Raw genomic sequence first — 25,323 nt, 5'->3', positions numbered from 1 at the left:
GGCAAAGCCCGCTATTTTCGCATAGACGGCGCGCATCACCCAACCGCGCGCCGCGCGTTGCGGAACATCCGCAGCCAGGGGGCGGCACCGCTCATGCCGTCTGGCTTCCACGACAGCTGCGCGGCACGGAACACGCGCTCCGGGTGCGGCATCAGGATGCTGAAACGGCCATCCGCGGTGGTGAAGCCGGTTAATCCATCCGCCGAGCCGTTGGGGTTGGCCGGATAGGTCTCGGTCGGCGCGCCCCGATGATCGACGTAACGCAACGTGGCCTGCGCCTGCGCGACGTGCGCAGGCTCGCGGAAAACGACCCGGCCCTCGCCGTGCGACACCGCGATCGGCATCACCGATCCCGCCATGTCGGCGAAGAAAAGCGACGGCGAAGCCAGCACCTCGACCAGCGCAAAACGCGCCTCGAACTGCTCCGACAGGTTGCGCTCGAAACGCGGCCAGGCCGCCGCGCCCGGGATCAGGTCGTGCAGCTGGCTCATCATCTGGCAGCCGTTGCACACGCCCAGCGCAAAGGTGTCGGCGCGCTCGAAGAAGGCCGCGAACTGGTCGCGCGCGCGTGGGTTGAACAGGATCGACTTGGCCCAGCCGCCGCCCGCGCCCAAAACATCCCCGTAGCTGAAGCCGCCGCACGCGGCGAGCCCGGTGAAGTCGGCCAGGCTGGCCCGGCCGGACAGGATGTCGCTCATGTGGACGTCTACCGCGGCAAAGCCGGCGGCGTCGAACGCGGCGGCCATCTCGACCTGGCCGTTGACGCCCTGCTCGCGCAGCACCGCGACGCGCGGGCGCTTGCCGGTCACAATAAAGGGCGCGGCGATGTCGGCGTCGAGGTCGAAGCCCGGCGCATAGCGCAGGCCGGGATCGCCGGCATCGGCGTGGCGGGCAAATTCCTGCTCGGCGCAGACCGGGTTGTCGCGCAGCTTCGCCATTTCATAACTGGTGCGCGCCCAGGCGCTTTGCAGTTCGGCGCGCGCCTCGTCGAAAACCACTTGGCCACCGCGCAACACGCGCAGGCGGTCAGCCGCATTGGGCTGGCCGATCACATGGAATTCGCCGCGCAGACCGGCGTCGAGGAAGGCCTGCATCACCGCCTGCGTGTCACCGCGCCGCACTTGCAGCACCGCGCCGGCCTCCTCGCTGAACAGCACGTTGAAGATGCGCTGCGAGACATCGCCCGCGCACAGCGCCTCCGGTTCCGGCATATCCATATCCTCGACCTCGTGGCGAATCTGGTCGAGGCACAGTTCGTCGACGTCCAGGTCCACTCCACAATGGCCGGCAAAGGCCATTTCGGCCAGCGCGGCGAACAGGCCGCCGTCGGAACGGTCGTGATAGGCCAAGAGCCTGCCGGCGGCGTTGAGCGCCTGCACGGTGTCGAAGAACGCAGCGAGCGCCGCGGGCGCCGGCGCGTCCGGACAGCGATCGCCCACCTGTTTGTAGGCTTGGGCAAAGCTCGACGCGCCAAGGCGGCTCCTGCCCAGCCCCAGGTCGATCAGGACGAGATCGGACTCGCCGGCGTCGGTGCGCAGCTGCGGCGTCAGGTGCCGCGTCGCGTCGAGCGTGTTGGCGAACGCCGAAATCACCAGCGAGATCGGCGAGGTCACCGCCTTCTTCTCGCCGTCGGCCTGCCACACGGTCTTCATGCTCATCGAATCTTTGCCGACCGGGATGGAAATACCCAGCGCCTGGCAATAGTTCGAGACCGCCGCCACCGTGTCGAACAGCGCCGCATCCTCGCCCGGGTGGCCGGCGGGCGCCATCCAGTTGGCCGACAGCTTCACCTCGGTGAGGCCTTCCACGCGCGCGGCGGCCAGGTTGGTGATCGCCTCGACGATCGCCATGCGCCCCGACGCGGGGGCGTCGATCAAGGCCAGCGGCGCCTTCTCGCCGATGGAAAACACCTCGCCCTGCGTGGTCTGATAACCATAACCCGCCAGCGTGATCGCGCAATCGGCCACCGGAATCTGCCACGGCCCGACGCACTGGTCGCGCGCGGTCAACCCGCCGACCGAGCGGTCGCCGATGGAAATCAGGAACATCTTCGACGCCACCCCCGGCATCGCCAGCACGCGATAGACCGCGTCACGCAGATCGATGCCATCGAGTGCCAGCGGCGCGGGCATGGCCGGCTGATGGGCGACGTCGCGCGTCATTTTGGGCGGCTTGCCGAGGATCACATCCAGGCTCACGTCCACCGGCGCGTTGTCGAAATAGCTGTCGGTCACCCGCAGATGGTTGTCCTCGGTGGCCTCGCCCAGCACAGAAAATGGGCAGCGCTCGCGCTCGCAGATCGCGCGGAATTCGTCGAGGCGATCGGGCGGAATCGCCAGCACGTAGCGCTCCTGCGCCTCGTTGCACCAGATTTCGCGCGGCGACATGCCGGATTCTTCCGACGGCGCGGCGCGCAGCTCGAAGCGACCGCCGCGGCCACCGCCATGCACCAGCTCGGGCAGCGCGTTCGACAGGCCGCCGGCGCCGACGTCGTGGATCGACAGGATCGGATTTTTGTCGCCCAGCTGCCAGCAGCGGTCGATAGCCTCCTGCGCGCGCCGTTCCATTTCCGGGTTGCCGCGCTGCACCGAATCGAAGTCGAGATCGGCGGCGTTGGCGCCGGTATCCATCGACGAGGCGGCGCCGCCGCCGAGGCCGATCAGCATGCCGGGGCCGCCCAGCTGGATCAGCAGGGTGCCGACCGGCAGCATTTTCTTGTCCACATGGTCGGCACGGATGCTGCCGACGCCGCCCGCCAGCATGATCGGCTTGTGATAGCCACGCCGCTGCCCCGCGACCGTCTCTTCAAACGTGCGGAAATAGCCCGCCAGGTTGGGGCGGCCGAATTCGTTGTTGAACGCCGCCGCGCCGATCGGGCCTTCGAGCATGATCGCGAGCGGGGTGACGATGCGCTCGGGCTTGCCGTAAAAGCCGGCTTCCCACGCTTGTTCAAAGCCGGGGATGTTGAGGTTGGACACCGAAAACCCGCACAGGCCGGCCTTGGGTTTCGACCCGGTACCGGTCGCGCCCTCGTCACGGATTTCGCCGCCACTGCCGGTAGCCGCGCCGGCGAAAGGCGAAATCGCCGTCGGGTGATTGTGCGTTTCCACCTTCATCAGTACGTGGGTCAGCTCGTTGCTGTAGGCGTAGCTGCCGTCGGCGCGCGGATAGAAGCGGTCGATCTGCGCACCTTCGATGACGGAGGAGTTGTCGGAATATGCCACCACCGTGCCTTCCGGGTGCGCGGCGTGGGTGTCGCGGATCATGCCGAACAGCGTCTTTGCCTGCGCCGCGCCGTCGATCACCCACGAGGCGTTGAAGATTTTGTGGCGGCAATGCTCGGAGTTAGCCTGCGCAAACATCATCAGTTCGACGTCGGTGGGGTTGCGCCCGATGCGGACGAAGTTCTCCACCAGGTAATCGAGCTCGTCGTCCGACAGCGCCAGGCCGAGCTTGCGGTTGGCGGCTTCCAGCGCCGGGCGACCGCCGCCCAGCACGTCGATGCGGGCCAGTTCGCGCGGCAGCACGTGGCGGAACAATTGTTCCACGTCGGCCAGTGTCATCACCGCTTCGGTCATGCGGTCGTACAAGCGCGGCAGCAAACGTGCCGTCGCCTCGGCCGACAGCGCCTGGCCGGCTGCATCCAGCACATGGAAGGCCACCCCGCGCTCGATCCGCATGAAGCCGGCGAGGCCACAGTTTTTCAGGATGTCGGTGGCCTTCGACGACCACGGCGAAATCGTACCGGGACGCGGCGTGACCAGAATCAGCGGGTCATTTGCAGTCGGCGCATCGGTCGGCGTGCCGTAATCGAGCGCCTGTTCGACCAGCTGCATTTGTGCGGCGTCGAGCGCGCCATCCACTTCCAGAAAGTGCCAGTGACGTGCAGCCAGCGTACCCAGGTTCAGACCCTGCTGCGCGGCCTCGCGGCGGATTTTGTCGAGACGGAACGGGGACAGCGCGGCGGCGCCGGGAAGGGAGACGATGGCAGACATGTGCGTCTTTGCGAACGGGCAAAGACGCTATTTTAGCTGATCGGGGCGCTTCTCCGGACCGGCTTGTTGGCGAATGCCGGCCTGCTTTTGCCAGGCTTCAAGGCAATCAAGACCACAGAAATGATGGACGTAGTCCTGCACGTCCGTCACTTTGACCGCATCGGCCGGGACTTCCTTCAGACAGACCTCACAACTGACCACGGTGCAGCTGTCTTCGTCGGCGCATTGCGCCACCGGCGCTCCCGCCGGGTTGCGATGCTGGGTATCCATTCGTATCTCCTCTCACCAGCGAACAATCCCAGTTTAGGTCACCTGGACCGCCCTGCAAGCCGCCTGTCCGGATTGCAGGCGTGGAATCAGTACCCGGCTTCGCTGATCGCCTGCTTGATCATCTTGTAATCCGTTTCCTTGTCGATCACAAAGCCAGTGACCTTGCTGTGGATGGTCTGCTGCAGCGACTCAGTGGCGGCAGGCGTCAGCGCGACGGCCGCCGCCCCCAGTTTACCCTGCTCGGCTGCGCTCAGGCGGTTGCTCGCCATCAGTGTGAAATCCGGCGTGGTCGGCAGGGGATGCCATATCTCGAATTCGTCCTTTGCAACCAGCTCATTGGCGAGCTTGCTGCGCAGACTGCCGGCCTGGGCATAATCACGCTGCATGGCCAGGGCGACTTCGTCCTGCGTCTTGAAATTGAGCAGTTTCATTGAGTCGTGCTTGTTTTGCTTGAGCGTGTAGCGGGCCATCACATCCAGCCAGGATTCCTTCTCGGTCAGGGCAACGGTTTTCACGGCCACGCCCTTGCGGCGAACCAGCACGCCCGTGGCCTGATCGCGCACGCGGGCGATAGGCGAAAAATCATGGTCCAGCACAGCAACCGCCACCGACGGCGGAACAAAATAGAGATCCAGACGGCCGCTTTTCAGAGAACCCATCACGCTCCTGATGCTGCGGAACAGGGTGAGCTTGGGGGTTGCACCCAGGGCGGAAGCCAGCGCCTGCGCGAAAGGCATCGCATACGCGCGAAAATCCCCCATCAAAATGTCAGCTTTGCCGGTGCCCGGGTAAATCCCGATCCGCAGGTCGCGCCCGGCGGCATGCGCCACCAGCGGTAGCGCGGAAAGAATGGTCAGCCCCGCCAGAAAGCTACGTCTACGCATTTCAAGCTCCTAATTCATTGGTCGCCGGATATCCGGCCGACCATTAACGGCAATCAGGCTGTTATGCTGAATACCCGTTGATGCTGGTTATTTTCTACCGGTGCCCACCCCCCTGGCAGCCTGTCGGACTTGAAGAATCGAAGCGAAAATTCGGCTGGGCGAGGGCAGCCCCAAGGGATACCGTCCCGATGGGACATAATTTTGACGATTTCGCCGGGCAATAGTCGTTCTATTGCCCAAGAAAGCGGCGAAATATGAACCGGCCAGGCGGATTTGCAGCCGATTTACTTCAAGTCCGACAGGCTGCCAGGCACGGTCAATCGCACAGCACCGGCCTTGGGATTAAGATGTCAGCCCAAACGCCCGTCCTAACCGGATACCCCATCGCATGGCACACCCCGGACGCCCCGTTCATCCAGATCCTTACGCGCCCATGCCGATCGCGCCCCGCGCCCTCGTCTCCCCGCCGCTGTTCATGGCGGCCGATTGTCGGGCAATCGACCGGCATTGGGCAGCCGCTCACCCCACCACCTCGCTGATGGAACGGGCGGGCACGGCTACCGCCGAACTGGCCGGCACGCTGGCCAGCGAATCGGGCGAGTCCGTCCTGATCCTGGCCGGTCCCGGCAACAATGGCGGAGACGCGCTGGTCGCCGCGCGACTGCTCGCGACACAGGGATTCCGCGTGGTCGTCGTCAACCGCGCCGACCCCGCCCACCTGCCACCGGATGCTGCGCGCGCCTGGGCCGCCTGGCGTGAAAGCGGCGGCACAATCCTGGCGGATATCCCGCCATCGCAGCGATACAGCCTCGTCATCGACGGCCTGTTCGGCGTGGGGCTGCAACGCGACATCGGCGGCGAGGAGGCGCGCTGGATCGAAGCGGCGAATGGCTTGAACTGCCCGAAACTTGCGCTCGATGTGCCGAGCGGTCTCGACAGCGACAACGGCCGGGTCCGCGGCTGCGCCCTGCGCGCCGACCACACCCTCACCTTTCTCGGACTCAAGCCTGGCCTCTTCACCGCCGACGGCCCCGATTACGCCGGGCAACTGCACCTCGACACGCTCGGCATCGATGCGGCCGCCCTGCCTGTCACGCCGGGCATTGCGCTGACGCAGCTGGAAAGCCGCCACCACCTGCCCGCGCGCCGCCAAAACAGCCACAAGGGCCTGTTCGGCCATGTCGGCATCGTCGGTGGCGCCAGCGGCATGGTGGGCGCCTGCCTGATCGCCGGGCGCGCCGCGCTGCAGCAGGGCGCAGGCAGCGTCACCCTGGCTGTTCTGGACGAACGCGTCGTGGTCGATTACCTTGAGCCACGGCTGATGTTCGCCGTGCCGGAAAATCTGGTTGACGCGCAACCGAGCGTGCTGGCGATCGGCCCCGGACTGGGACAACAACCGCGCGCGCATGCGCTGCTGGAAACCGCCCTCGCCGCGCCCTGCCCGCTGGTGCTGGATGCCGATGCGCTGAACCTGTTGGCCGGCGACGTCGGACTGGCCAAGCAGGCCGCCCGCCGCACCCACCCCACCCTGCTCACCCCACACCCCGGCGAAGCTGCGCGCCTGCTCGGGGCAAGCAGTGCCGGCATCCAGGCAAACCGTATCAAGGCAGCGCAGCGCCTGAGCACGCAATATCACGCCCATGTCGCACTCAAGGGCGCCGGAACCATCATCGCGCATCCTGACGGCCGCTATGCCATCAGCACCAGCGGCGGCCCCTGGCTCGCCCAGGCGGGTTCGGGCGACCGCCTCACCGGCATGCTGGCCGCACTGCTGGGTCAGGGGATGGATGCAGGCAATGCGCTCGAAGCCGCCGTGTGGCTGCACGGCGAAACTGCTTCAGAACGCTAGGGAAACACTGATTAATTCGATATAGCCGTCATTGCGAGCGAAGCGCGGCAATCCAGCGCATTGATTAAGCAGGCATTTCTGGATTGCCGCGTCGCTTCGCTCCTCGCAAAGACGGATTAATCAGCGTCTCCCTAGCCATCTCGTTGTTGGGCCGCCGCCTTCACGAGATGGATGGCAGCTGTTGCATGTTTGATCAATGCAGGTTCATCAACGCTGGGGGGAGGCATGCGTGTTATTGCGATCAACCCCACGCCATCTCGTCCAGCCCGTTCCTGCTGATCGCCCGCTTGATTAAAGTACGCCAAGCCCAAGCCGATAAATAAGGTCTATAGACTTTGCATTCCAAAATAAACATGGATTACCGACTGAAGCGATGAAGCAGGGCACGCAACACCTTGGGATGGGTGCCCGGATCGGGATTGGCTTTGTCGTCGTGCTCGCCCTGATGGTCGTGCTCAGTGCGATCGGCTTGCGTTATGTGACCGAAGCCAACCAGCGTCTGAAGGACATCGCCCAGATCAACAACGTCAAGACCGAACTTGCCACGGAGATGCACAGCGCGCTGCGCGAGCGCGCGCTCTCCATGCACACCCTGCCCATTCTTGCTGACCCGTTCGACAAGGATGCCGAGATTCAGCGCTTCAACGCTCAGGGCACTGTTTATATCCGGGCACGGGATCGCCTCGAGCACATGCCGCTCAGCCCGGAAGAAAACGAGATTCTGTCCCGCATCCTCGAACTGACCCGCGAGGCGCAACCCGAGGTGCAGGCGGTCGTGGATATGTCCACCTTCATCGACGACCAGACGGCAATCTTCGACCAGATACGCAGCGTGGCCATGCCCAGGCAGCGCGCCATTGCCGAACAAGTCAGTGCCCTGCTCGACCTGCAGCGCCAGCAGACTGCCACTGCGGTGCACAATGCAGAAACCTCGTATGGCCGCGTGCGCAACCTGATGCTGGGGCTGGGCACAGCGGCGCTGCTGATCGGAATATTGATTGCCGGTTTCGTCAGCCGGCGCGCAACCCATCAGGCCAGACAACTCGCCGCCCAGGCGATGTATGACCCGCTGACCGGTTTGGCCAACCGCTCGCTGCTGCATGACCGGCTCGAGCACGAGATCGAACGGTCCAAGCGCGCCTACACCTCGTTCGGGGTGGTGCTGATGGACCTGGACCGCTTCAAGGAAGTCAACGACACCCTCGGCCACGAGGTGGGCGACAAGCTGCTGCGGGAAGTCGGGCGCCGCTTCAAGGAGGCGGTCCGCGCCGAAGACACGGTGGCGCGGCTGGGCGGCGACGAGTATGTCGTGCTGGTGCATGACCTGGATCGCGAAGGCATCCCGGCCATCGCGAACAAGCTGCTCGCCGCCCTGGACAAGCCCTTCCACTGGCAAAACCAGAGCATCGACCTCGGCGCAAGCCTGGGGGTGTCGCTCTACCCCTCCCAGTGCCGCGACGCCAGCGAGCTGCTTCGTTGCGCCGACATCGCGATGTATGTGGCGAAACGCGCAGGCAAGGGCTATGCAGTGTATGCCCCGGATCAGGTACACACCAACCGCCACGATCTCTCGCTCAAGAGCGAGTTGCGCGCCGCCATCCAGGCGGACCAGTTGTGCCTCTACTACCAGCCGCAAATCGACCATCACAACCAGCGCGTGATCGGCGTCGAGGCACTGGTGCGCTGGAACCATCCGCAGCGCGGCTTCCTCGCGCCCGACCAGTTCATCCCGCTGGCGGAAGATGCGGGGCTGATCGGCCCCCTCACCCACTGGGTGCTCAGGGCCGCGCTGACACAACTGGTGACCCTGCAGCGGCAGGGTCACGTCCTGACCATGGCAGTCAACCTCTCCGCGCGCAACCTGCACGACATGGAACTGCCCGCCAGCATTTCCGCCCTGCTTGCCGAGCATGGCATCGCCCCGCAAAACCTCATCCTCGAAATCACCGAGAGCGCGGTCATGGCCAATCCCAGCGACGGCCTCGCCATCCTCACCGAACTCGACCGCATGGGGGTGACGCTCGCCATCGATGACTTCGGTACCGGCTATTCGTCGCTGGCCTATCTCAAGGGCCTGCCGGTCGACGAACTGAAAATCGACAAATCCTTTGTGAAGGACATGGCGGAAAACGAAAACGATGCGGTGATCGTGCGCTCCACCATCGACCTCGCCCACAACCTGGGACTCAAGGTGACGGCCGAAGGCGTGGAAACCCAGGACGCCTGGTATATCCTCGACATGCTCGGCTGCGATTGCTCACAGGGTTACTTCATGGGCAGACCGATGCCGGTGGAAAAGCTGGAAGCATGGCTGCGGGAATCGACGTGGTCAAACGTTCCAACCGTCGCATTGTCCGCGCCGTAGTGGCCGACAAAAAGGCGATATTCGAAACTTTTTCCCTTCACGCAAGATTCAGTACACGCTTTCTGCACATCAACCCTGCCGCTGACGCCGATCCCGTTCGGCCAGGCTGCCCTGCACCGCCGAACAGGCGAGATTCAGCAAATATGTTTTTTCAGGTACGCCGCGAAGTCTTCGCTGACCTCGCTGTGCTTGAGCGCGTATTCGACGGTGGCCTGCAGATAGCCCAGCTTGCTGCCGCAGTCGTAGCGGGTGCCGTCGAAATCATAGGCCAGCACCTGCTGTTCCTTCAGCAAGGCGGCGATGGCGTCGGTCAGCTGCAGCTCGCCGCCGGCACCGGGCTTGAGGTGCTGGATGTGATGGAAGATGCGCGGGGTGAGGATGTAGCGACCGACCACGCCGAGGTTGGACGGTGCTTCCTCGGGTTTCGGTTTTTCGACGATGGCGTTCACCCGTGACACACGATCCGCCATGGGGCTGGCGTCGACAATGCCGTAGGACGCGGTTTCCGAAGGCGCCACCTGCTGCACGCCGAGCACCGAGCACTGGTAATACTCGTATTGGTCGACCATCTGCTTCATCGCCGCCGGACTGCCGTCGATCAGGTCGTCGGCGAGGATGACGGCGAAGGGCTCGTTGCCGATCACCGGCTGCGCGCACAGCACGGCATGGCCGAGCCCCAGCGCTTCGGCCTGGCGGATGTAGATGAAGTTGACGCCGGCCGGGCGGATCGACTGCACCAGTTCCAGATCGCGATTCTTGCCGCGCGCGGCCAGTTCGGTTTCCAGTTCGTAAGCCTTGTCGAAGTGGTCTTCGACGGTGCGCTTGGTGCGGCTGCTGATGAAGATCATGTCGGTGATACCGGCTTCCATGGCCTCTTCAACCGCGTACTGGATCAGCGGCTTGTCGACAATGGGCAGCATTTCCTTGGGGCTGGCCTTGGTGGCCGGCAGAAAGCGGGTGCCAAGGCCGGCAACCGGAAATACGGCTTTCCTTACTTTTTGCATGTGTCTTCCCTATCAATCCTTGGGTTCAAAAATCTAAAGCGTGCTGCCCGTTTTTATGATTCAGCTCCAGCAAAGCCAGCAGCCCGGCCTCGTCGAGAATGGTCACGCCGAGTTCCTGCGCTTTCGCCAGCTTGCTGCCGGCTTCCTCGCCGGCCACCACATAGTCGGTTTTCTTCGACACCGACCCGGCCATCTTGCCGCCCGCGGCCTCGATCATGTCCTTCGCGGCATCGCGCGCAAGCGTTGGCAGCGTGCCGGTCAGCACCAGCGTCTTGCCCGCCAGGATACCTGCCGATTGTTGCATGCCGGCGGACTCGGTCCAGTGCACCCCGGCGGCCCGCAGCGTGTTGACCGCTTCCAGATTATGCGGCTCGGCAAAAAACTGGATGATCGACTGCGCCACGATCGGCCCGACATCACGCACCGCCAGCAGGTCGGCTTCGGTTGCGGCGATCAGTTTGTCCAGCAAGCCGAAATGCTTCGCCAGGTCCTTGGCGGTGGTCTCCCCGACATTGCGGATGCCCAGCGCAAAGATGAAGCGCGCCAGCGTGGTGGCCTTGCTGGTCTCGATGGCCGCCAGCAGATTGGCCGCGGATTTCTCGGCCATGCGTTCCAGCCCCGCAAGGGTCTCCAGGGTCAGACCGTACACATCGGCAGGCGTGTGCACAAGTCCACGATCGACAAGCTGGTCGACCAGTTTGTCGCCCAGCCCCTCGATGTCCATGGCGCGGCGGCCGGCAAAATGCAGCAGCGCCTGCTTGCGCTGCGCCGGACAATACAGGCCGCCGGTACAGCGCACCGCCGCCTCGCCGTCCAGCCGCACCACATGCGAGCCGCACTCCGGGCAAACGGGATAGCGCTGCAGGATATTGAAGCGCGGCGGTTCGGGGTCGGGGCGCCTGTCGAGCACCACAGCGACGACTTCAGGGATGACGTCGCCCGCGCGCCGCACGATCACGGTGTCGCCGACGCGCACGTCCTTGCGGTCGATTTCGTCCTGGTTGTGCAGGGTGGCGTTGGTCACGGTGACGCCGCCGACGAACACCGGCGCCAGGCGCGCCACCGGCGTCAGCGCGCCGGTGCGGCCGACCTGCACCTCGATGCCGAGCACGGTAGTCAGCTGCTCCTGCGCCGGAAATTTGTGCGCCACCGCCCAGCGCGGCTCGCGTGTGACAAAGCCCAGCTCGCGCTGCAGGCCGAAACGGTTGACCTTGTACACCACGCCGTCGATGTCGAACGGTAGCTGATCGCGGCGCGCAGCGATGTCGTCGTGAAAGGCAATCAGCGCCGCCGCGCCTTGGCCGGTGATGCGCTCGGCACACACCGGCACGCCAAGCGCGGCCAGCGCGTCGAGCGTCCCGTTGTGGGTGGCAGGGATGCTCCAGCCCTGCACCTCGCCCAGGCCGTAGGCAAAGAAAGACAGCGGACGCTGCGCGGCAATCGCCGGGTCGAGCTGGCGGATGCTGCCCGCCGCGCCGTTGCGCGGATTGACCAGGGTGGGCTTGCCGGCTTCGCGCTGCTTCGCGTTGTAGCGCTCGAAATCGTCACGCCGCATGAACACCTCGCCACGCACTTCCAGTACGGCGGGCGGCGATTCGGTATTCAGGCGCAGCGGAATGGCACGCACGGTGCGGATGTTCTGAGTGACATCTTCGCCGGTTTCGCCGTCGCCACGAGTGGCCGCCTGAGCCAGCACGCCGTGTTCGTAGCGCAGGTTGATGGCGAGGCCGTCGAATTTCAGCTCCGCCGCGTACTCGACCGGCGGGTCGCTTTCATCCAGCCCCAGTTCCTTGCGCGCCCGCGCATCGAAGGCCCGCGCGCCGCTGGCCTCGGTGTCGGTTTCGGTGCGGATCGACAGCATCGGCACCGCGTGCCGCACTGGCGCGAAGCCATCCAGCGGCCTGCCGCCGACGCGCCGGGTCGGCGAATCGGGAGTGACGAGTTCGGGGTGTTCGGTCTCGAGCGCCTGCAGCTCACGGAACAGCCGGTCGTATTCCGCATCCGGAATCGTCGGCGCGTCGAGGACGTAGTAGGCGTAATTGTGGCGCTCGATTTCCCGGCGTAGCGCAGTAACGCGCGCCAGGACATCAGACGACGCCATCAGGAGAAGAGACGCAGCGCCCGCCGGGATCCGGATGGCACGCCGCGCGCTTCCATGCGTTCGTATATCTGCGTGAGCTGGGTGCGGATTTTTTCGATGCCGGTATCGGTCAGCGGACGCAGATTGTCGTCAACCAGAATGCCGCCAACTTCGTTGGCAAGCTTGCGGCCGAACGCCACCATGCCGTCGAACACCTTGAGGCCATCCGGCACGCGCGGCACGTCGAACTGCAGGGTGATCCCCTGCGAAGTTTGTCCCTTGATCACCGTGGCACTGAACGGTTCGGCATCATGGTTGCACAGGGCATAGAGCGGTTCGCCGCGGCTGTCGAGCAACTGGAACACACCGTCCACGCCCAGCGACATGCCGCTGCTTTCCGCCTCATGCACGATGCGCGTCAGGTTCACCGCGCCTTCGCCGCGCGCCACCACATTAAGCCCGATGAGGACGTCAACGTCGACACAGAAGCGATCGATCGCCTGAGCGCGCTCGATCGCTTCTGCCACATCGCCGCAGGCGATACGCAGACCGTGCGTCTGCGCCGTGCTTTGCAGCATGGCACACAAGGCCAAGAGCTGATCTTCCTGCACCGCGCCGTTGCGGTCGGCCAGCTGCATGGTGACCACCACCTGCTGATAATGGACCTCGCGCCAGGGCTGGATCTCTTCCCATTCCGCCGCGCCGACCGGCAGCCCCATCCAGCGCACCGCCTTGCCCAGGGTGCGCGCGTGATTGAAGGCATCGGCAAACACATCCGCCCGCACGCCATCGCTGCCGATGCGAATGCGATATTCGATCAGTTCGTCGTAGGGTGCCGCCACCGGCGGAGCGGCCGGGCGCGGCAGGGTGGGCGGAGGCGGGGGGGCGATGGATGATGCTGCGCGCAGGTCAGGCGCCGCGTCACCAAGCGGTGCGGGCGCCGCCGCCGGTGAGGGTGCCGAATCGATCTGCAAATGGGGCTCGCTGGCTTCGGCGACTTCATTCAGTCCGCCGGCGTCAAAGACGGGCTCACGCAGCGCGGGCTCGACCCGCTTGTGCATGTCGCGGGGCGTTGCGCCGGGCTGCATCAGCGCATCGCCCACCGGCGCCTGAAAAGCCGCGTCGGCCTGTTTCCGGAAGCGGCGCTCCTGGATCCAGTTGAACAGCAGCACCGCCGCCACGATGACCGCGCCAATGACCAACAAGCTGATTTGCAAATCACTCATTTACTTTTCCCGACTGAACGGAGTGGGCGGACACCACGCGGACGAACCATTCGTCCGGCGCAATCATGCCCAGTTCATTGCGCGCACGCTCTTCGATGGCGTCGCGTCCCTGCTTGAGGTCGCCGAGCTCGGCCTGCAGGCCGGCATTGCGGGTTTGCAGACGCTGATTCAGCGCCTGCTGGGTGTCGATTTTGTGCGCACGCTCACGCACCTTCAACCAGCCGCCCTCGCCCAGCCACAGCGGATATTGCAGCAGCAAAAGCGAGGCCGCCAGCACCCAGGTCAGACCCTGGCTGCGTATGCGCGCGATCCATTCAGCCGCGCTGGCGGAAAGCATCGCGTCCGGGGTAGCTCGCCGTGTCGCCGAGTTCTTCCTCGATGCGCAGCAGCTGGTTGTACTTGGCCATGCGGTCGGAACGCGACAGCGAACCGGCCTTGATCTGGCGCGCGTTGGTCGCCACCGCCAGGTCGGCAATCGTGGTGTCCTCGGTCTCGCCCGAACGGTGCGAGATCACCGCAGTGTAGCCCGCCTGCTTGGCCATCTCGATCGCCTGAAAGGTTTCCGACAGCGTGCCGATCTGGTTGACCTTGATCAGGATCGAATTGGCGACGCCCTTGTCGATGCCTTCCTTGAGAATTTTCGCGTTGGTGACAAACAGATCGTCGCCCACCAGCTGCACGCGCTTACCAAGCTTCTCGGTGTGGATCTTCCAGCCGTCCCAGTCGCCCTCGGCCATGCCGTCTTCGATACTGATGATGGGGTACTTGTCGCACCAGGCTGCCAGGTAATCGGTGAATTCGGCAGAGGTCAGCTTCAGGCCTTCAGATTCGAGGTGGTAGAGGCCGTCCTTGTAGAACTCGGACGCGGCGCAATCGACACCGATGGCGACGTCGATGCCGGGTTGCAGGCCGGATTTTTCGATCGCCTGCACGATCAGCTTCAGCGCCGCCTCGTGCGAGTCCAGGTTGGGCGCAAAGCCGCCTTCATCACCGACGGTGGTCGCCATGCCGGCGTCGTCCAGCAGCTTTTTCAGCGCATGGAAGACTTCCGCGCCGTAGCGCAGGGCTTCGCGGAAGCTCGGCGCGCCGACCGGGATGATCATGAATTCCTGCATGTCGATGTTGTTGTTGGCATGCGCGCCGCCGTTGATGATGTTCATCATCGGCACCGGCAAGGCCATCGGCGCAGCACCGCCGAGGTAGCGGTACAGCGGCAGCCCGGCCTGTTCGGCGGCGGCGCGCGCGCACGCCATCGACACCGCCAGCAGCGCATTGGCACCGAGGCGCGATTTGTTCTCGGTACCGTCGAGATCGATCATGGTTTGATCGATGAAGGCCTGGTCTTCGACGTCGAGGCCAATGATGGCTTCGCAGATTTCGGTGTTGATATGTTCGACGGCTTTCAGCACGCCACGGCCGAGGTAGCGCGACTTGTCGCCGTCACGCAGCTCCATCGCTTCGCGGCTACCGGTGGACGCGCCCGAGGGCACGGCGGCACGGCCCAGCACGCCGGATTCCAGCAACACGTCGGCTTCGACAGTGGGATTACCGCGGGAGTCGAGAATTTCCCGGGCGATGACATCAATAATGGCGCTCAATTTCTTTTCCTTGATCAGTTTTGTCCGCTTCGCGGCTCAGGTCTTCATCACTTTGTGTTCGATAAAACCACGCTGTTTCACCAGCGCGTCGATTTCCTTCAGCGTTTCCAGCAGTTCCTTCATCATGTCGAGCGGCCACGCATTGGGGCCGTCGGACAGCGCGCATGCCGGATCCGGATGGGTCTCCGCAAACACGCCCGCCACCCCGGCAGCGACTGCCGCGCGCGCCAGCACCGGCACGAATTCGCGCTGGCCGCCGCTGGTCGTGCCCTGCCCGCCCGGCTGCTGCACCGAGTGGGTGGCGTCGAATACAACCGGGCACTGCGTGGCACGCATGATCGCCAGCCCACGCATGTCCGACACCAGCGTGTTGTAGCCGAAGCTGACGCCGCGCTCGCACACCATGATCTGGTCGTTGCCGACCTCGCGTGCCTTGTCGACCACGTTCTGCATGTCCCACGGCGCCAGGAACTGGCCCTTCTTGATGTTGACCGGCAGCCCCGTGCGCGCGACGTTCTGGATGAAGTTGGTCTGGCGGCAGAGGAAAGCCGGGGTCTGCAGCACGTCGACCACGGCGGCCACTTCGGCGAGCGGCGTGTCCTCGTGCACGTCGGTCAGCACCGGCACGCCGATCTGCTTCTTGACCTCGGACAGGATGCGCAGTCCCTCCTCAATCCCCGGCCCGCGGAAGGACTGGGTCGACGAGCGGTTGGCCTTATCGAACGAGGATTTGTAGATGAACGGGATATTCAGCGCCGCGCACATTTCCTTCAGCGCGCCGGCGGTGTCCATCGCCAGCTGCTCGGATTCGATCACGCAGGGACCGGCGATCAGGAACAGCGGATGCTCGATCCCGGCTTCAAAATGACAGAGTTTCATGCAGGCTCCTGTTGCTGATGTGCCAGCGCGGCCTTCACAAACGAGATGAACAGCGGATGGCCGTTGCGTGGATTGCTGGTGAATTCGGGGTGGAACTGGCAGGCGACGAACCAGGGATGGACCGAGGTCGGCAGCTCGACCATTTCGCACAGGTCGGTGCCCGGCGCGCGTCCGGCGACCACCAACCCCTTGGCCTCGAGTTCTGCCAGCAGGGTGTTATTGACTTCATAGCGGTGACGGTGACGTTCGACAATGCTGGCCGCGCCATACACCTCGCGCGCCAGGGTGCCGTCCTTCAGTTCGCACGGCTGACCGCCCAGGCGCATGGTGCCGCCCAGATCGGACTGCTCGCTGCGCTTTTCGACCTGGCCGCCGCGGTCCAGCCATTCGGTGATGAGGCCGATCACCGGATGCGTGGTGGCCGGCTCGAATTCGGTCGAGTGGGCGTCCGCCATGCCGGCGACGTCGCGCGCGAACTCGACCACCGCCAGCTGCATGCCCAGACAAATGCCCAGATATGGCACCTTGTTTTCGCGCGCATAGCGGATGGCGGCAATCTTGCCTTCGACCCCGCGCTTGCCGAAGCCGCCGGGCACGAGGATCGCGTCCATACCCTTGAGGCAGTCGACGCCGGATTTCTCGATCTGTTCGGAGTCGATGTAGTGGATTTTTACCTTGCTGAGGGTATGCATGCCGGCATGGATCATCGCTTCCGACAGCGACTTGTAGGACTCGGTGAGGTCGACATATTTGCCGACGAAGGCGATATTGACGGTGTGTTCGGGGTGCTCCAGCGCGTTAACCAGCTTTTTCCATATAGTCAGATCGGCCGCACGCGCCAGAATTTTCAGCTTGTGGCAGACGATCTCGTCGAGCATCTGGTCGTGCAACATCGCCGGAATCTTGTAGATCGAATCGGAATCCAGCATCTGGATCACCGCCTCCGACCGCACATTGGTGAACAGCGCAATCTTGCGCCGCTCGTCGGCCGGAATTTCGCGGTCGGCACGACACAGCAGGATGTCGGGCTGGATGCCGATTTCGCGCAACTCCTTCACCGAATGCTGGGTCGGCTTGGTTTTCAGCTCGCCGGCGGTCGCGATGTAGGGCAGCAGCGTCAGATGGATGAAACAGGTGTTTTCAGGGCCGTCTTCAAACCCCATCTGGCGGATGGCTTCGAGGAACGGCAGCGACTCGATGTCGCCCACGGTGCCGCCGATCTCGACCAGCGCCACGTCAGCGCCTTCCGCACCCGCGCGGATGGCGCGCTTGATCTCGTCGGTGATGTGCGGGATGACCTGCACCGTGCCGCCGAGATAATCGCCGCGGCGCTCCTTGTCGATCACCGACTTGTATATCTGGCCGGTCGTGAAGTTGTTGCGCCGGCTCATGCGTGCGCTGGAAAAGCGCTCGTAATGGCCCAGATCGAGGTCGGTTTCCGCGCCGTCGTCGGTGACGAACACCTCGCCATGCTGAAACGGGCTCATGGTGCCGGGGTCGACGTTGATGTACGGATCGAGCTTTAACAGGGTGACACGGATACCGCGCGATTCGAGCAGCGCAGCGAGAGAAGCGGAGGCGATTCCTTTCCCGAGGGAAGAAACCACCCCACCAGTGACAAACACATACTTCGTCATTTTATGAGCGGGGGCGGGTGATGGCGGATTCTACTTCATCGCCGATGATGGCTCAATGACAGGCCGGCTCAATGACGCAGCAGCCGCCGCCAGGTGGCGACCATCGTGTCGGGATTCAGCGAAATCGAGCCGATTCCCTGCGCCACCAGCCAGTCGGCCAGATCGGGGTGGTCGCTCGGCCCCTGGCCGCAGATGCCGATGTATTTGCCGTGCCGGTTGCAGGCGGCGATGGCCTCGGCCAGCAGCTTTTTCACCGCCGGATTGCGCTCGTCGAAGCCTTCGGCCACCAGCCCGGAGTCGCGGTCGATGCCTAAAGTCAGCTGAGTCAGGTCATTGCTGCCGATGGAAAAGCCGTCGACGTACTGCAGGAAGTCGTCAGCCAGCAGTACGTTGGACGGAATCTCGCACATCATGATCAGCCGCAGCGCCTGGTCGCCGCGTCGCAGGCCGTTTGCTTCCAGCAATTTCACGACCGCAGCGCATTCCTCCACCGTGCGCACGAAGGGGATCATCACTTCGACGTTGGAAAAGCCCATGGTCTCGCGCACCTTTTTCAGCGCCCGGCATTCCAGTTCGAACGCCGGGCGGAACAGCGTTGACACGTATCGCGCCGCGCCGCGCAGCCCCAGCATGGGGTTTTCCTCCTTCGGCTCATAGCGGTCGCCGCCCACCAGGTTGGCGTATTCGTTGGACTTGAAATCAGACAAGCGCACGATCACCGGTTGCGGCCAGAACGCGGCCGCCAGCGTGGCGATGCCCTCGGCCAGCTTGTCGACGTAAAACGACACCGGGTCAGCATAGCCAGCGGTGCGCAGATCGATTTCGTCGCGCACGGCCGGCGTCTGGCCGGCATAGTCGAGCAGCGCCAGCGGATGCACGCCGATCATTCGCGCGATGATGAATTCCAGTCGCGCAAGCCCGATGCCGTGATTGGGGATCTGCGCGAACTCGAAGGCGCGCTCGGGATTGCCGACGTTCATCATCAGCTTCACCGGCGGCTCGGCCAGGGTCTCGCTTTCCAGCGTCTCCACGGTAAACGGCAGCTTGCCCGCATACACCATGCCGGTGTCGCCCTCGGCGCACGACACTGTCACCGTTTCGCCGTCCTTGAGCACGGTGGTGGCCTCGCCGGTGCCGACCACCGCAGGAATGCCGAGTTCGCGCGCGACGATGGCGGCATGGCAGGTGCGGCCGCCGCGGTTGGTGACGATCGCTGCCGCGCGCTTCATCACCGGCTCCCAGTCGGGGTCGGTCATGTCGGTGACCAGGATGTCGCCCGGCTGCACCCGGTTCATTTCGGCCGGGCTGGCAATCAGCCGCACTTCGCCCGCGCCAATCTTTTGGCCGATGGCGCGGCCGCTGATGCGCACTTCGCCGCTCGCTTCCAGCGTGTAGCGTTCGCCGCCGCCGTTGGCGCGCGCCTTCACCGTTTCCGGCCGCGCCTGCACGATGAAGAGTTCGCCGGTTTCGCCGTCCTTCGCCCACTCGACGTCCATCGGGCGGCCATAGTGTTTTTCGATGGCGACGGCCTGGCGCGACAGTTCCAGCACCTCGTCGTCGGTCAGCGAATACTGCCGCCGCAGTTCGTCCGGCGTGTCCTCGATCACGGTCGCGCCGTCACGCCACACCATGCGGGTCGCTTTCTCGCCCAGCTCGCGCCGCACCACGGCGGGAAAGCCCTCCGCCAGTTTCGGCTTGTGCACGTAGAACTCGTCCGGATTGACCGAGCCCTGCACCACGGTTTCGCCGAGACCGTAGGCCGCGGTGATGAACACCACGTCGCGGAATCCGGATTCGGTATCGAGCGTGAACAGCACGCCCGAACACGCGATGTCGGAGCGCACCATGCGCTGCACCCCGGCCGACAGCGCCACCTCGGCGTGGGCAAAGCCGTGGTGCACGCGGTAGGCGATGGCGCGGTCGTTGTAGAGCGAGGCGAAAACCTTCCTCACGTACCGCAGCAAGTCGTCGGCGCCACGCACGTGCAGATAAGTTTCCTGCTGGCCGGCAAACGAGGCATCGGGCAGGTCTTCGGCAGTGGCCGACGAGCGCACCGCCACCGACACTTCGCTGCCGAGTTCGGCATAGGCCGTGCGCAGGCCCGTTTCCAAATCAGGCGGCAAGGCGGCCGCCTCGACCCAGCCGCGGATTTCCGCGCCTGCCGCGGCCAGCGCCGTCACGTCCGCCACGTCGAGCGCCGTCAGCCGCGCATTGATGCGCGCGCGCAAATCGTTGTCCTCAAGAAAATCCCAGAATGCCTGCGCGGTGGTGGCAAAGCCGCCCGGCACCTTGACCCCTGCGCCGGACAGATTGCGGATCATTTCGCCGAGCGATGCGTTCTTGCCGCCCACGCGCGGCACATCCGCCATCGACAGGCTGTCCAGTGACACAATGTAATCAGTCGACACTCGCATCATCCACTCCATGAAAAACCACAGCGTTTTCTGCGTATCCGATCACACCGGCGTCACCGTCGAAGCGGTGGCGAAGAGCGTGCTGGCGCAGTTCCCTGCACTTGAGTTTAGCCTGATTGCGCTACCTTTCATTGACAGCCCGGAAAAGGCGCAGGCTGCCGCCGCGCAGATTGCCGCCATCCCCGGCGCCCTGGTGTTTTCCACCCTGAGCGACCCGGCCCTGCGCGCCATCCTGCGCGACAGCCGCGCCAACCTGTTCGATGTCTTCGGCTTCGTCGTCCCCGCCGTTGAAACCGCGCTGGGCCAGGCCGCCACCCCCAGCGGCGGGCGCACCCACGGCATGGCGAACAATTACGAATCGCGAATGGATGCGGTGAATTTCAGCCTGGCGCTGGACGACGGCCTGCAGCCGCAACGGCTCGACCAGGCCGACCTGATCCTGGTCGGCGTCTCACGCGTCGGCAAAACCCCTACCGCGCTCTACCTCGCCCTGCAATACGGCCTGCGCGTCGCCAACTATCCGCTCACGCCGGACGACCTCGAACACGGCAGCCTGCCCGATGTCCTGCTCGCCAATCTGCCGCGCCTGCGCGCCCTGACCCTGTCGGCCGAACGCCTCGCCGCCATCCGCCAGGCGCGCTACCCCGACAGCCGCTACGCCAGCCTGCAGCAATGCCGCGACGAACTCGCCGCCGCCGAGCGGCTGTTCACCCGCCACGCGGTGCCCGTCATCGACACCACCCGCATGTCGGTGGAGGAAATCGCGGCGCGCCTGCGAAACCTGCCTTAAGCCTGGCCCCGATAGTCGTTTGTTAAGCCCCACCCTATTTTTCAGCGGGTAAATGCCGTTGATGACATCAAGGGGAGACAGGCTGGTTTGCCGGTCCCAGACCATGCGGCGCATTCTTGATCAACTCATGCTGCGTGGCATGCCCTGATATGCCGTGTGGCCCGGCCATAGCTATTTCCGACACCTGAAGCCACGGAACACGATTTCACCATGCAAGCTGAAGCCCGCATGATCATCAACCCTGCCGTGAAGCGCATCGCACGTCCCACGGCCTGGAAGCTCGCCCTGCTGGGCGGCTTCGTCACGCAATTGCTGCTGATCGTGTTCGTCACCGTCATCGGCCTGCAACAGCTGGGCGTCACCACCGACAATCTGAACAAGGTGGTCGACGTGCACATGCGCAACCAGGAACTGACCAAGACCATGGTGACGGCTGCGCGCGAGCGCACCCTGACCATGCTGATACTCACTCAAGTGGATGACCCGTTCGACCAGGACGCCTTGATGATGCAGTTCTACAACCAGGGCGGGCGTTTCGCCACAGCCCGCCTGGCCTTGCTGGAACAACCCCTGAACACGCGGGAACGCGAACTGATCGCCGAGCAGGGACGCCTCACCAGCCTGGCAGTGCCAATCCAGAACGAAATCATCGACCTGATCGCCGCCGGACGCTCCGCAGAGGCGGGCGAGATGGTGATCAAGCAGGCGATTCCCATCCAGAACCAGGTCATGGTCGCGCTGTCGCAGCTCGATGCCGAAACGCACCGGGTATCGACGGCCGCCAGCAACCAGGCGCGCGCGGAACATGGCGTCGCCCGCTGGTGGATATATCTGCTGTCGGGCGCCGCGCTGCTGCTGGGGCTGCTGGTCGCCACGGTGGTCTTCTACTTCTCCGCCCGCATCAGCCGCGAACGCGAGCAGCTGGCCACCCACGACACCCTGACCGGCCTGCCCAATCGCATGCTGTTCAAGGATCGCCTGGAGCAATCGCTGATCCGCGCAAAACGGCACCAGACGCTGGTCGGCGTGATGTTCATCGACCTCGACCGGTTCAAGCGGGTCAACGACACGCTCGGGCATGCCATCGGTGATCTGCTCATTTGCGAGGTCGCCCGACGCCTGCGGCAGACGGTTCGCGCCGATGACATCGTGGCGCGGCTGGGGGGCGACGAGTTTGTCGTGGTCATCAACGATGTGGTCGCGCTCACGCCCATCCTGCAGGGGGTCGAAAAGATGCTGGGGGTGGTGATCGAACCCTACACCCTCGACGGGCGCGAGATCTTCAGCAGTTGCAGCATCGGCGTCAGTGTTTATCCGAATGACGGCGCCACCTCCGTCGATCTGCTCAAGCACGCCGACACCGCGATGTACCACGCCAAGAACAACGGCAGAAATCGTTTCCAGCTCTACGACACGGCGATGAACGCGATGGCCGAGGAAAGGCTGCAGCTTGAGACCGATCTGCACCACGCACAGGAACGCGGCGAACTGGTCTTCCACTACCAGCCGCAACTCAACCTGGAGAGCGGGCGCATTCATGCCGTCGAGGCACTGATCCGCTGGCAGCACCCGGACAAAGGGCTGCTCGCCCCGGCGGCTTTCCTCAGCATGCTGGAAGAAACCGGCGGGATCGTCAGCGTCGGCCGCCAGCTTCTGCTGGCTGCCTGCCAGCAGACTGCCCGCTGGCAGGCAGCCGGATTCACCGACCTGAACGTTGCCGTCAACCTCTCCGGCAGGGAATTCTGGCACGACACCCTGATCGCAAATGTGAGTGACGCGCTGGCACAATCCGGCCTGCCTGCGCACGCCCTGCAGCTCGAACTGACCGAAGGCATCTTCATGGAAGACGTCGACGCTGCCGTGGACAGGATACGGGCTTTGAAAGCATTGGGAATTGCTGTGTCCGTCGACGACTTCGGCACCGGTTATTCATCACTGGCCCACTTGAAGCGATTCCCGCTCGATGTCCTGAAAATCGATCGCTACTTCGTCAAGGACTTGCCGAACGCCCCGGCCAACGAAGCCCTCATCAGATCGATTCTCGCCCTGTGCAAGGGACTGGGGCTCGGCACTGTCGCCGAAGGGATCGAGACCCGGGCGCAGCTCGAATCGCTGCGCAAACTCGGTTGCCAGATCGTGCAGGGGTATTTCATCAGCCGGCCGGTTCCTGCGGATCAGATCATCGCGCTGCTGGGCCGCGACTGGCTGCAGGCATTCGACCTCGCTGCCTGACCGCGCAGCGGAAATCAGGTCCTGCGCTGGCGCACGGCCTCGAACACGGCCACCGCCAGCGCCGCTGACGCATTCAGGGACTCGATCCGGCCTGTCATCGGGATATGGGCGCGCACCTTCGCCGCCTCGCACACCGCCGCTGTCAAGCCCGCGCCCTCGTTGCCGGCGACCAGGGCGAGCGAGCCGCCGAGGTCGAGCGCATAGAAGTCGCTGTCCTCGGCCAGGGCAAGCGCGACACTCAGGCCGGCAAAGGCATTCAGCCACGCCGCCACATCCACCCCGCCTTGCAGCGGCAACACAAACTGGGCCCCCTGCCCGCCGCGCAAGGCCTTGGGCGACCACGGGTCGTGGCAGCCCTTCGACAGCACCGCCAGCGTGGCGCCCGCCGCCGCGCCGGTGCGCAACATGGCGCCGAGGTTGCCGGGGTCCTGGATGTCTTCCAGCACGATGACCAGCGGGGTAGCGTCGATGACGGGCGGGTTGAGCCAGGCCGCCTCGGCGAGCACGCCGCTGGGCGTGGCGACGGGCGACAACTCGGCGAACAGCGCGTCGGGCAGCACAATGGCTTTGGTTTGCTGGCAACGCGCAGCCAGCGCGGCCAGCTTGCCGGCGTCGAACGATGCCGCGCGCACCAGGGTGTGCGGCTGCCCCCCGGCGTCGAGATAAGCCGTCAGCAGATGCTCGCTGTCGAGCAGCGTCATCCGCGCCTCGCGCCGCGCACGCGCCGATTCGGCAAGCTTCTTCAGCCGCTTGAAGATGGGGTTGTCGCGCGAGGTGATGGCGGTTTCAGTCATGGACGAATTATTGAATAGAAATTCAAAAACCTGAATTTCCATTCAACAACAGCCGAGCTTGAATGCTATGGATTCGACACACCACGATTTCTGCAATCGCACTCAATTACCAAAAATGGCAGCATCTTTCAAGAACTCAGGTGTCGAATCCATAACTGCGATTCGCCGTGGCGGACTACACTCATACCATGCGCATCGCCCTCATCACCCCCTACGGCCGCGAACATCGCAACGGCAACTGGCACACCGCCGCGCGCTGGGCGCGCTTTCTGCGCGAGGCGGGCCACACAGTGCGAACGCAGGTGGAATGGGATGGCCGCGCCGCCGACCTGATGCTGGCGCTGCATGCGCGGCGCAGCTTTGCCTCGATCCGCGCGTTTGCCGAGCGCTTCCCGAGCCGGCCGCTGTTGCTGGCGCTGACCGGCACCGACCTCTACCGCGACATCCACGAAGACCGCGAAGCCCAGCAAGCGCTGGAGCTTGCGCACCGCCTGATCGTGCTGCAGAATCGCGGCGTCGACGAGCTGCCCCCGCATCTGGCTGCCAGGACGCGGGTGATCTATCAATCCGCACCCGATATTCCCCGCCAGCCCGCGCCCGCCCACACCTTCGAGGTGCTGGTGATCGGCCACCTGCGCACGGAAAAAGACCCGTTCCGGGCGGCGCTGGCGACGGCCTATCTACCCGAGCATTCGCAAATCCGGGTGACGCACTTGGGCGGCGCGCTCAGCGAAGACATGGCCGAAACCGCGGAAATGGCGCAAGGCAAGCTGCCGCGCTGGCGCTGGCTCGGCGACGTGCCGCACAGGACGGTGCTGAAGCACCTGTCGCGCGCGCGCCTCATGGTCATCAGTTCGGTGCTGGAAGGCGGTGCCAACGTCATCTGCGAAGCGCTGGCGGCGGATGTGCCGGTGCTGGCCTCGCACATGCCCGGCAACGTCGGCATGCTGGGCGAGGACTACCCGGGCTATTTTCCGGTGGGCGACGAACGGCGGCTGGCCGGGCTGCTGTCGATGGCCGAAACCGACCCCGATTTTTATGCCGATCTGCTTGGTCACGCGCGCGCCCGGCGTGGGCTGATGCGCCCGGAGCAGGAGGCCAGCCGGCTACGGCAGGTGGTGGCGGAATTCGAGCAAGGCCCGGGCTAGTTCTACTGTGTTATAAATAATGCGATGATTCAGGCATAGGAATTAGCGAGGTGGAGGCTACATGGGGCTGAGTCTTGAATCGCGGTTTGAAGCGTATTGCGACGAACTGGTAAAAGCGCTGTCGCATGCGGACCGTAGTCAGCCAGCGCGCTGGTATC

At 64.5% G+C, this 25,323-nt stretch carries 17 protein-coding genes; 5 read left to right on the top strand and 12 right to left on the bottom strand.

Going from position 1 to position 25,323, the window contains the following annotated elements:
- Window positions 1–35 precede the first annotated feature (35 nt).
- From purL to ABW22_RS03585, 3 genes are all read right to left on the bottom strand, one after another.
- Window positions 36–3,995 (bottom strand): phosphoribosylformylglycinamidine synthase, encoded by a 3,960-nt coding sequence (gene purL, locus ABW22_RS03595; RefSeq protein ID WP_059752023.1) that lies wholly within the window; start codon window positions 3,993–3,995, stop codon window positions 36–38.
- A 27-nt stretch (window positions 3,996–4,022) separates the two neighbouring features.
- Entirely contained in the window at window positions 4,023–4,265 is a 243-nt protein-coding gene (locus ABW22_RS03590; protein WP_059752022.1) for a DUF3330 domain-containing protein, read from the bottom strand.
- An 86-nt stretch (window positions 4,266–4,351) separates the two neighbouring features.
- Window positions 4,352–5,149 (bottom strand): PhnD/SsuA/transferrin family substrate-binding protein, encoded by a 798-nt coding sequence (locus tag ABW22_RS03585; RefSeq protein ID WP_059752017.1) that lies wholly within the window; start codon window positions 5,147–5,149, stop codon window positions 4,352–4,354.
- A gap of 433 nt (window positions 5,150–5,582) precedes the next feature.
- Here ABW22_RS03585 and ABW22_RS03580 point away from each other — a divergent pair, with 433 nt between their 5' ends.
- The gene (locus ABW22_RS03580) at window positions 5,583–6,998 is read left to right on the top strand and encodes a bifunctional ADP-dependent NAD(P)H-hydrate dehydratase/NAD(P)H-hydrate epimerase (protein WP_059752015.1); all 1,416 of its coding nucleotides are present in this window, start codon (window positions 5,583–5,585) and stop codon (window positions 6,996–6,998) included.
- Between the two features lie 400 nt (window positions 6,999–7,398).
- Window positions 7,399–9,363 carry a putative bifunctional diguanylate cyclase/phosphodiesterase gene (locus tag ABW22_RS03575; protein ID WP_059752013.1) on the top strand — a complete coding sequence of 655 codons (1,965 nt, stop codon included), beginning with the start codon at window positions 7,399–7,401 and terminating at the stop codon, window positions 9,361–9,363.
- Window positions 9,364–9,497: 134 nt separating this feature from the next.
- Here the strand turns inward: ABW22_RS03575 and galU are convergent, their stop codons facing one another.
- From galU to ppsA, 8 genes are all read right to left on the bottom strand, one after another.
- Window positions 9,498–10,367: a UTP--glucose-1-phosphate uridylyltransferase GalU gene (galU, locus tag ABW22_RS03570; protein WP_059752012.1), complete on the bottom strand. Its 870-nt coding sequence runs from the start codon at window positions 10,365–10,367 to the stop codon at window positions 9,498–9,500.
- Between the two features lie 25 nt (window positions 10,368–10,392).
- A complete protein-coding gene (gene ligA / locus ABW22_RS03565) occupies window positions 10,393–12,468 on the bottom strand; it encodes an NAD-dependent DNA ligase LigA (protein WP_059752010.1) in 2,076 nt (691 codons plus the stop codon).
- A complete protein-coding gene (locus ABW22_RS03560; protein ID WP_059752009.1) occupies window positions 12,468–13,673 on the bottom strand; it encodes a cell division protein ZipA C-terminal FtsZ-binding domain-containing protein in 1,206 nt (401 codons plus the stop codon). Before ABW22_RS03560 ends, ligA begins: the two co-directional genes overlap by 1 nt.
- The gene (gene ftsB, locus ABW22_RS03555) at window positions 13,666–14,010 is read right to left on the bottom strand and encodes a cell division protein FtsB (RefSeq protein ID WP_059752007.1); all 345 of its coding nucleotides are present in this window, start codon (window positions 14,008–14,010) and stop codon (window positions 13,666–13,668) included. The genes ABW22_RS03560 and ftsB overlap by 8 nt, the downstream gene beginning before the upstream one ends.
- Entirely contained in the window at window positions 13,988–15,271 is a 1,284-nt protein-coding gene (eno, locus tag ABW22_RS03550; protein ID WP_059752004.1) for a phosphopyruvate hydratase, read from the bottom strand. Before eno ends, ftsB begins: the two co-directional genes overlap by 23 nt.
- A gap of 36 nt (window positions 15,272–15,307) precedes the next feature.
- Window positions 15,308–16,150 carry a 3-deoxy-8-phosphooctulonate synthase gene (gene kdsA / locus ABW22_RS03545; RefSeq protein ID WP_059752002.1) on the bottom strand — a complete coding sequence of 281 codons (843 nt, stop codon included), beginning with the start codon at window positions 16,148–16,150 and terminating at the stop codon, window positions 15,308–15,310.
- On the bottom strand, window positions 16,147–17,787 hold the full coding sequence (locus tag ABW22_RS03540) for a CTP synthase (RefSeq protein WP_059752000.1): 1,641 nt from the start codon (window positions 17,785–17,787) through the stop codon (window positions 16,147–16,149). The genes kdsA and ABW22_RS03540 overlap by 4 nt, the downstream gene beginning before the upstream one ends.
- A 68-nt stretch (window positions 17,788–17,855) precedes the next feature.
- Window positions 17,856–20,201 (bottom strand): phosphoenolpyruvate synthase, encoded by a 2,346-nt coding sequence (ppsA, locus tag ABW22_RS03535; protein ID WP_059752084.1) that lies wholly within the window; start codon window positions 20,199–20,201, stop codon window positions 17,856–17,858.
- A gap of 10 nt (window positions 20,202–20,211) precedes the next feature.
- Between ppsA and ABW22_RS03530 the strand changes: the two genes are divergently transcribed.
- Window positions 20,212–20,991, top strand: coding sequence for a pyruvate, water dikinase regulatory protein (locus ABW22_RS03530; protein ID WP_059751998.1), 780 nt, complete (start codon window positions 20,212–20,214; stop codon window positions 20,989–20,991).
- Between the two features lie 210 nt (window positions 20,992–21,201).
- Window positions 21,202–23,223 carry a putative bifunctional diguanylate cyclase/phosphodiesterase gene (locus ABW22_RS03525; protein ID WP_059751996.1) on the top strand — a complete coding sequence of 674 codons (2,022 nt, stop codon included), beginning with the start codon at window positions 21,202–21,204 and terminating at the stop codon, window positions 23,221–23,223.
- Window positions 23,224–23,237: 14 nt separating this feature from the next.
- Here the strand turns inward: ABW22_RS03525 and ABW22_RS03520 are convergent, their stop codons facing one another.
- Complete coding sequence (locus ABW22_RS03520; protein WP_059752082.1) at window positions 23,238–24,017, bottom strand: TrmH family RNA methyltransferase; 780 nt, start codon at window positions 24,015–24,017, stop codon at window positions 23,238–23,240.
- 167 nt (window positions 24,018–24,184) lie between these two features.
- Between ABW22_RS03520 and senB the strand changes: the two genes are divergently transcribed.
- A complete protein-coding gene (gene senB, locus ABW22_RS03515) occupies window positions 24,185–25,165 on the top strand; it encodes a selenoneine biosynthesis selenosugar synthase SenB (RefSeq protein ID WP_237763219.1) in 981 nt (326 codons plus the stop codon).
- Window positions 25,166–25,323: the final 158 nt, after the last annotated feature.

The sequence above is a fragment of the Thiobacillus denitrificans genome (assembly GCF_001530125.1).
GTDB classification, from domain to species: domain Bacteria; phylum Pseudomonadota; class Gammaproteobacteria; order Burkholderiales; family Thiobacillaceae; genus Thiobacillus; species Thiobacillus denitrificans_C.
This window is presented reverse-complemented; position numbering and strand designations above follow the sequence as displayed.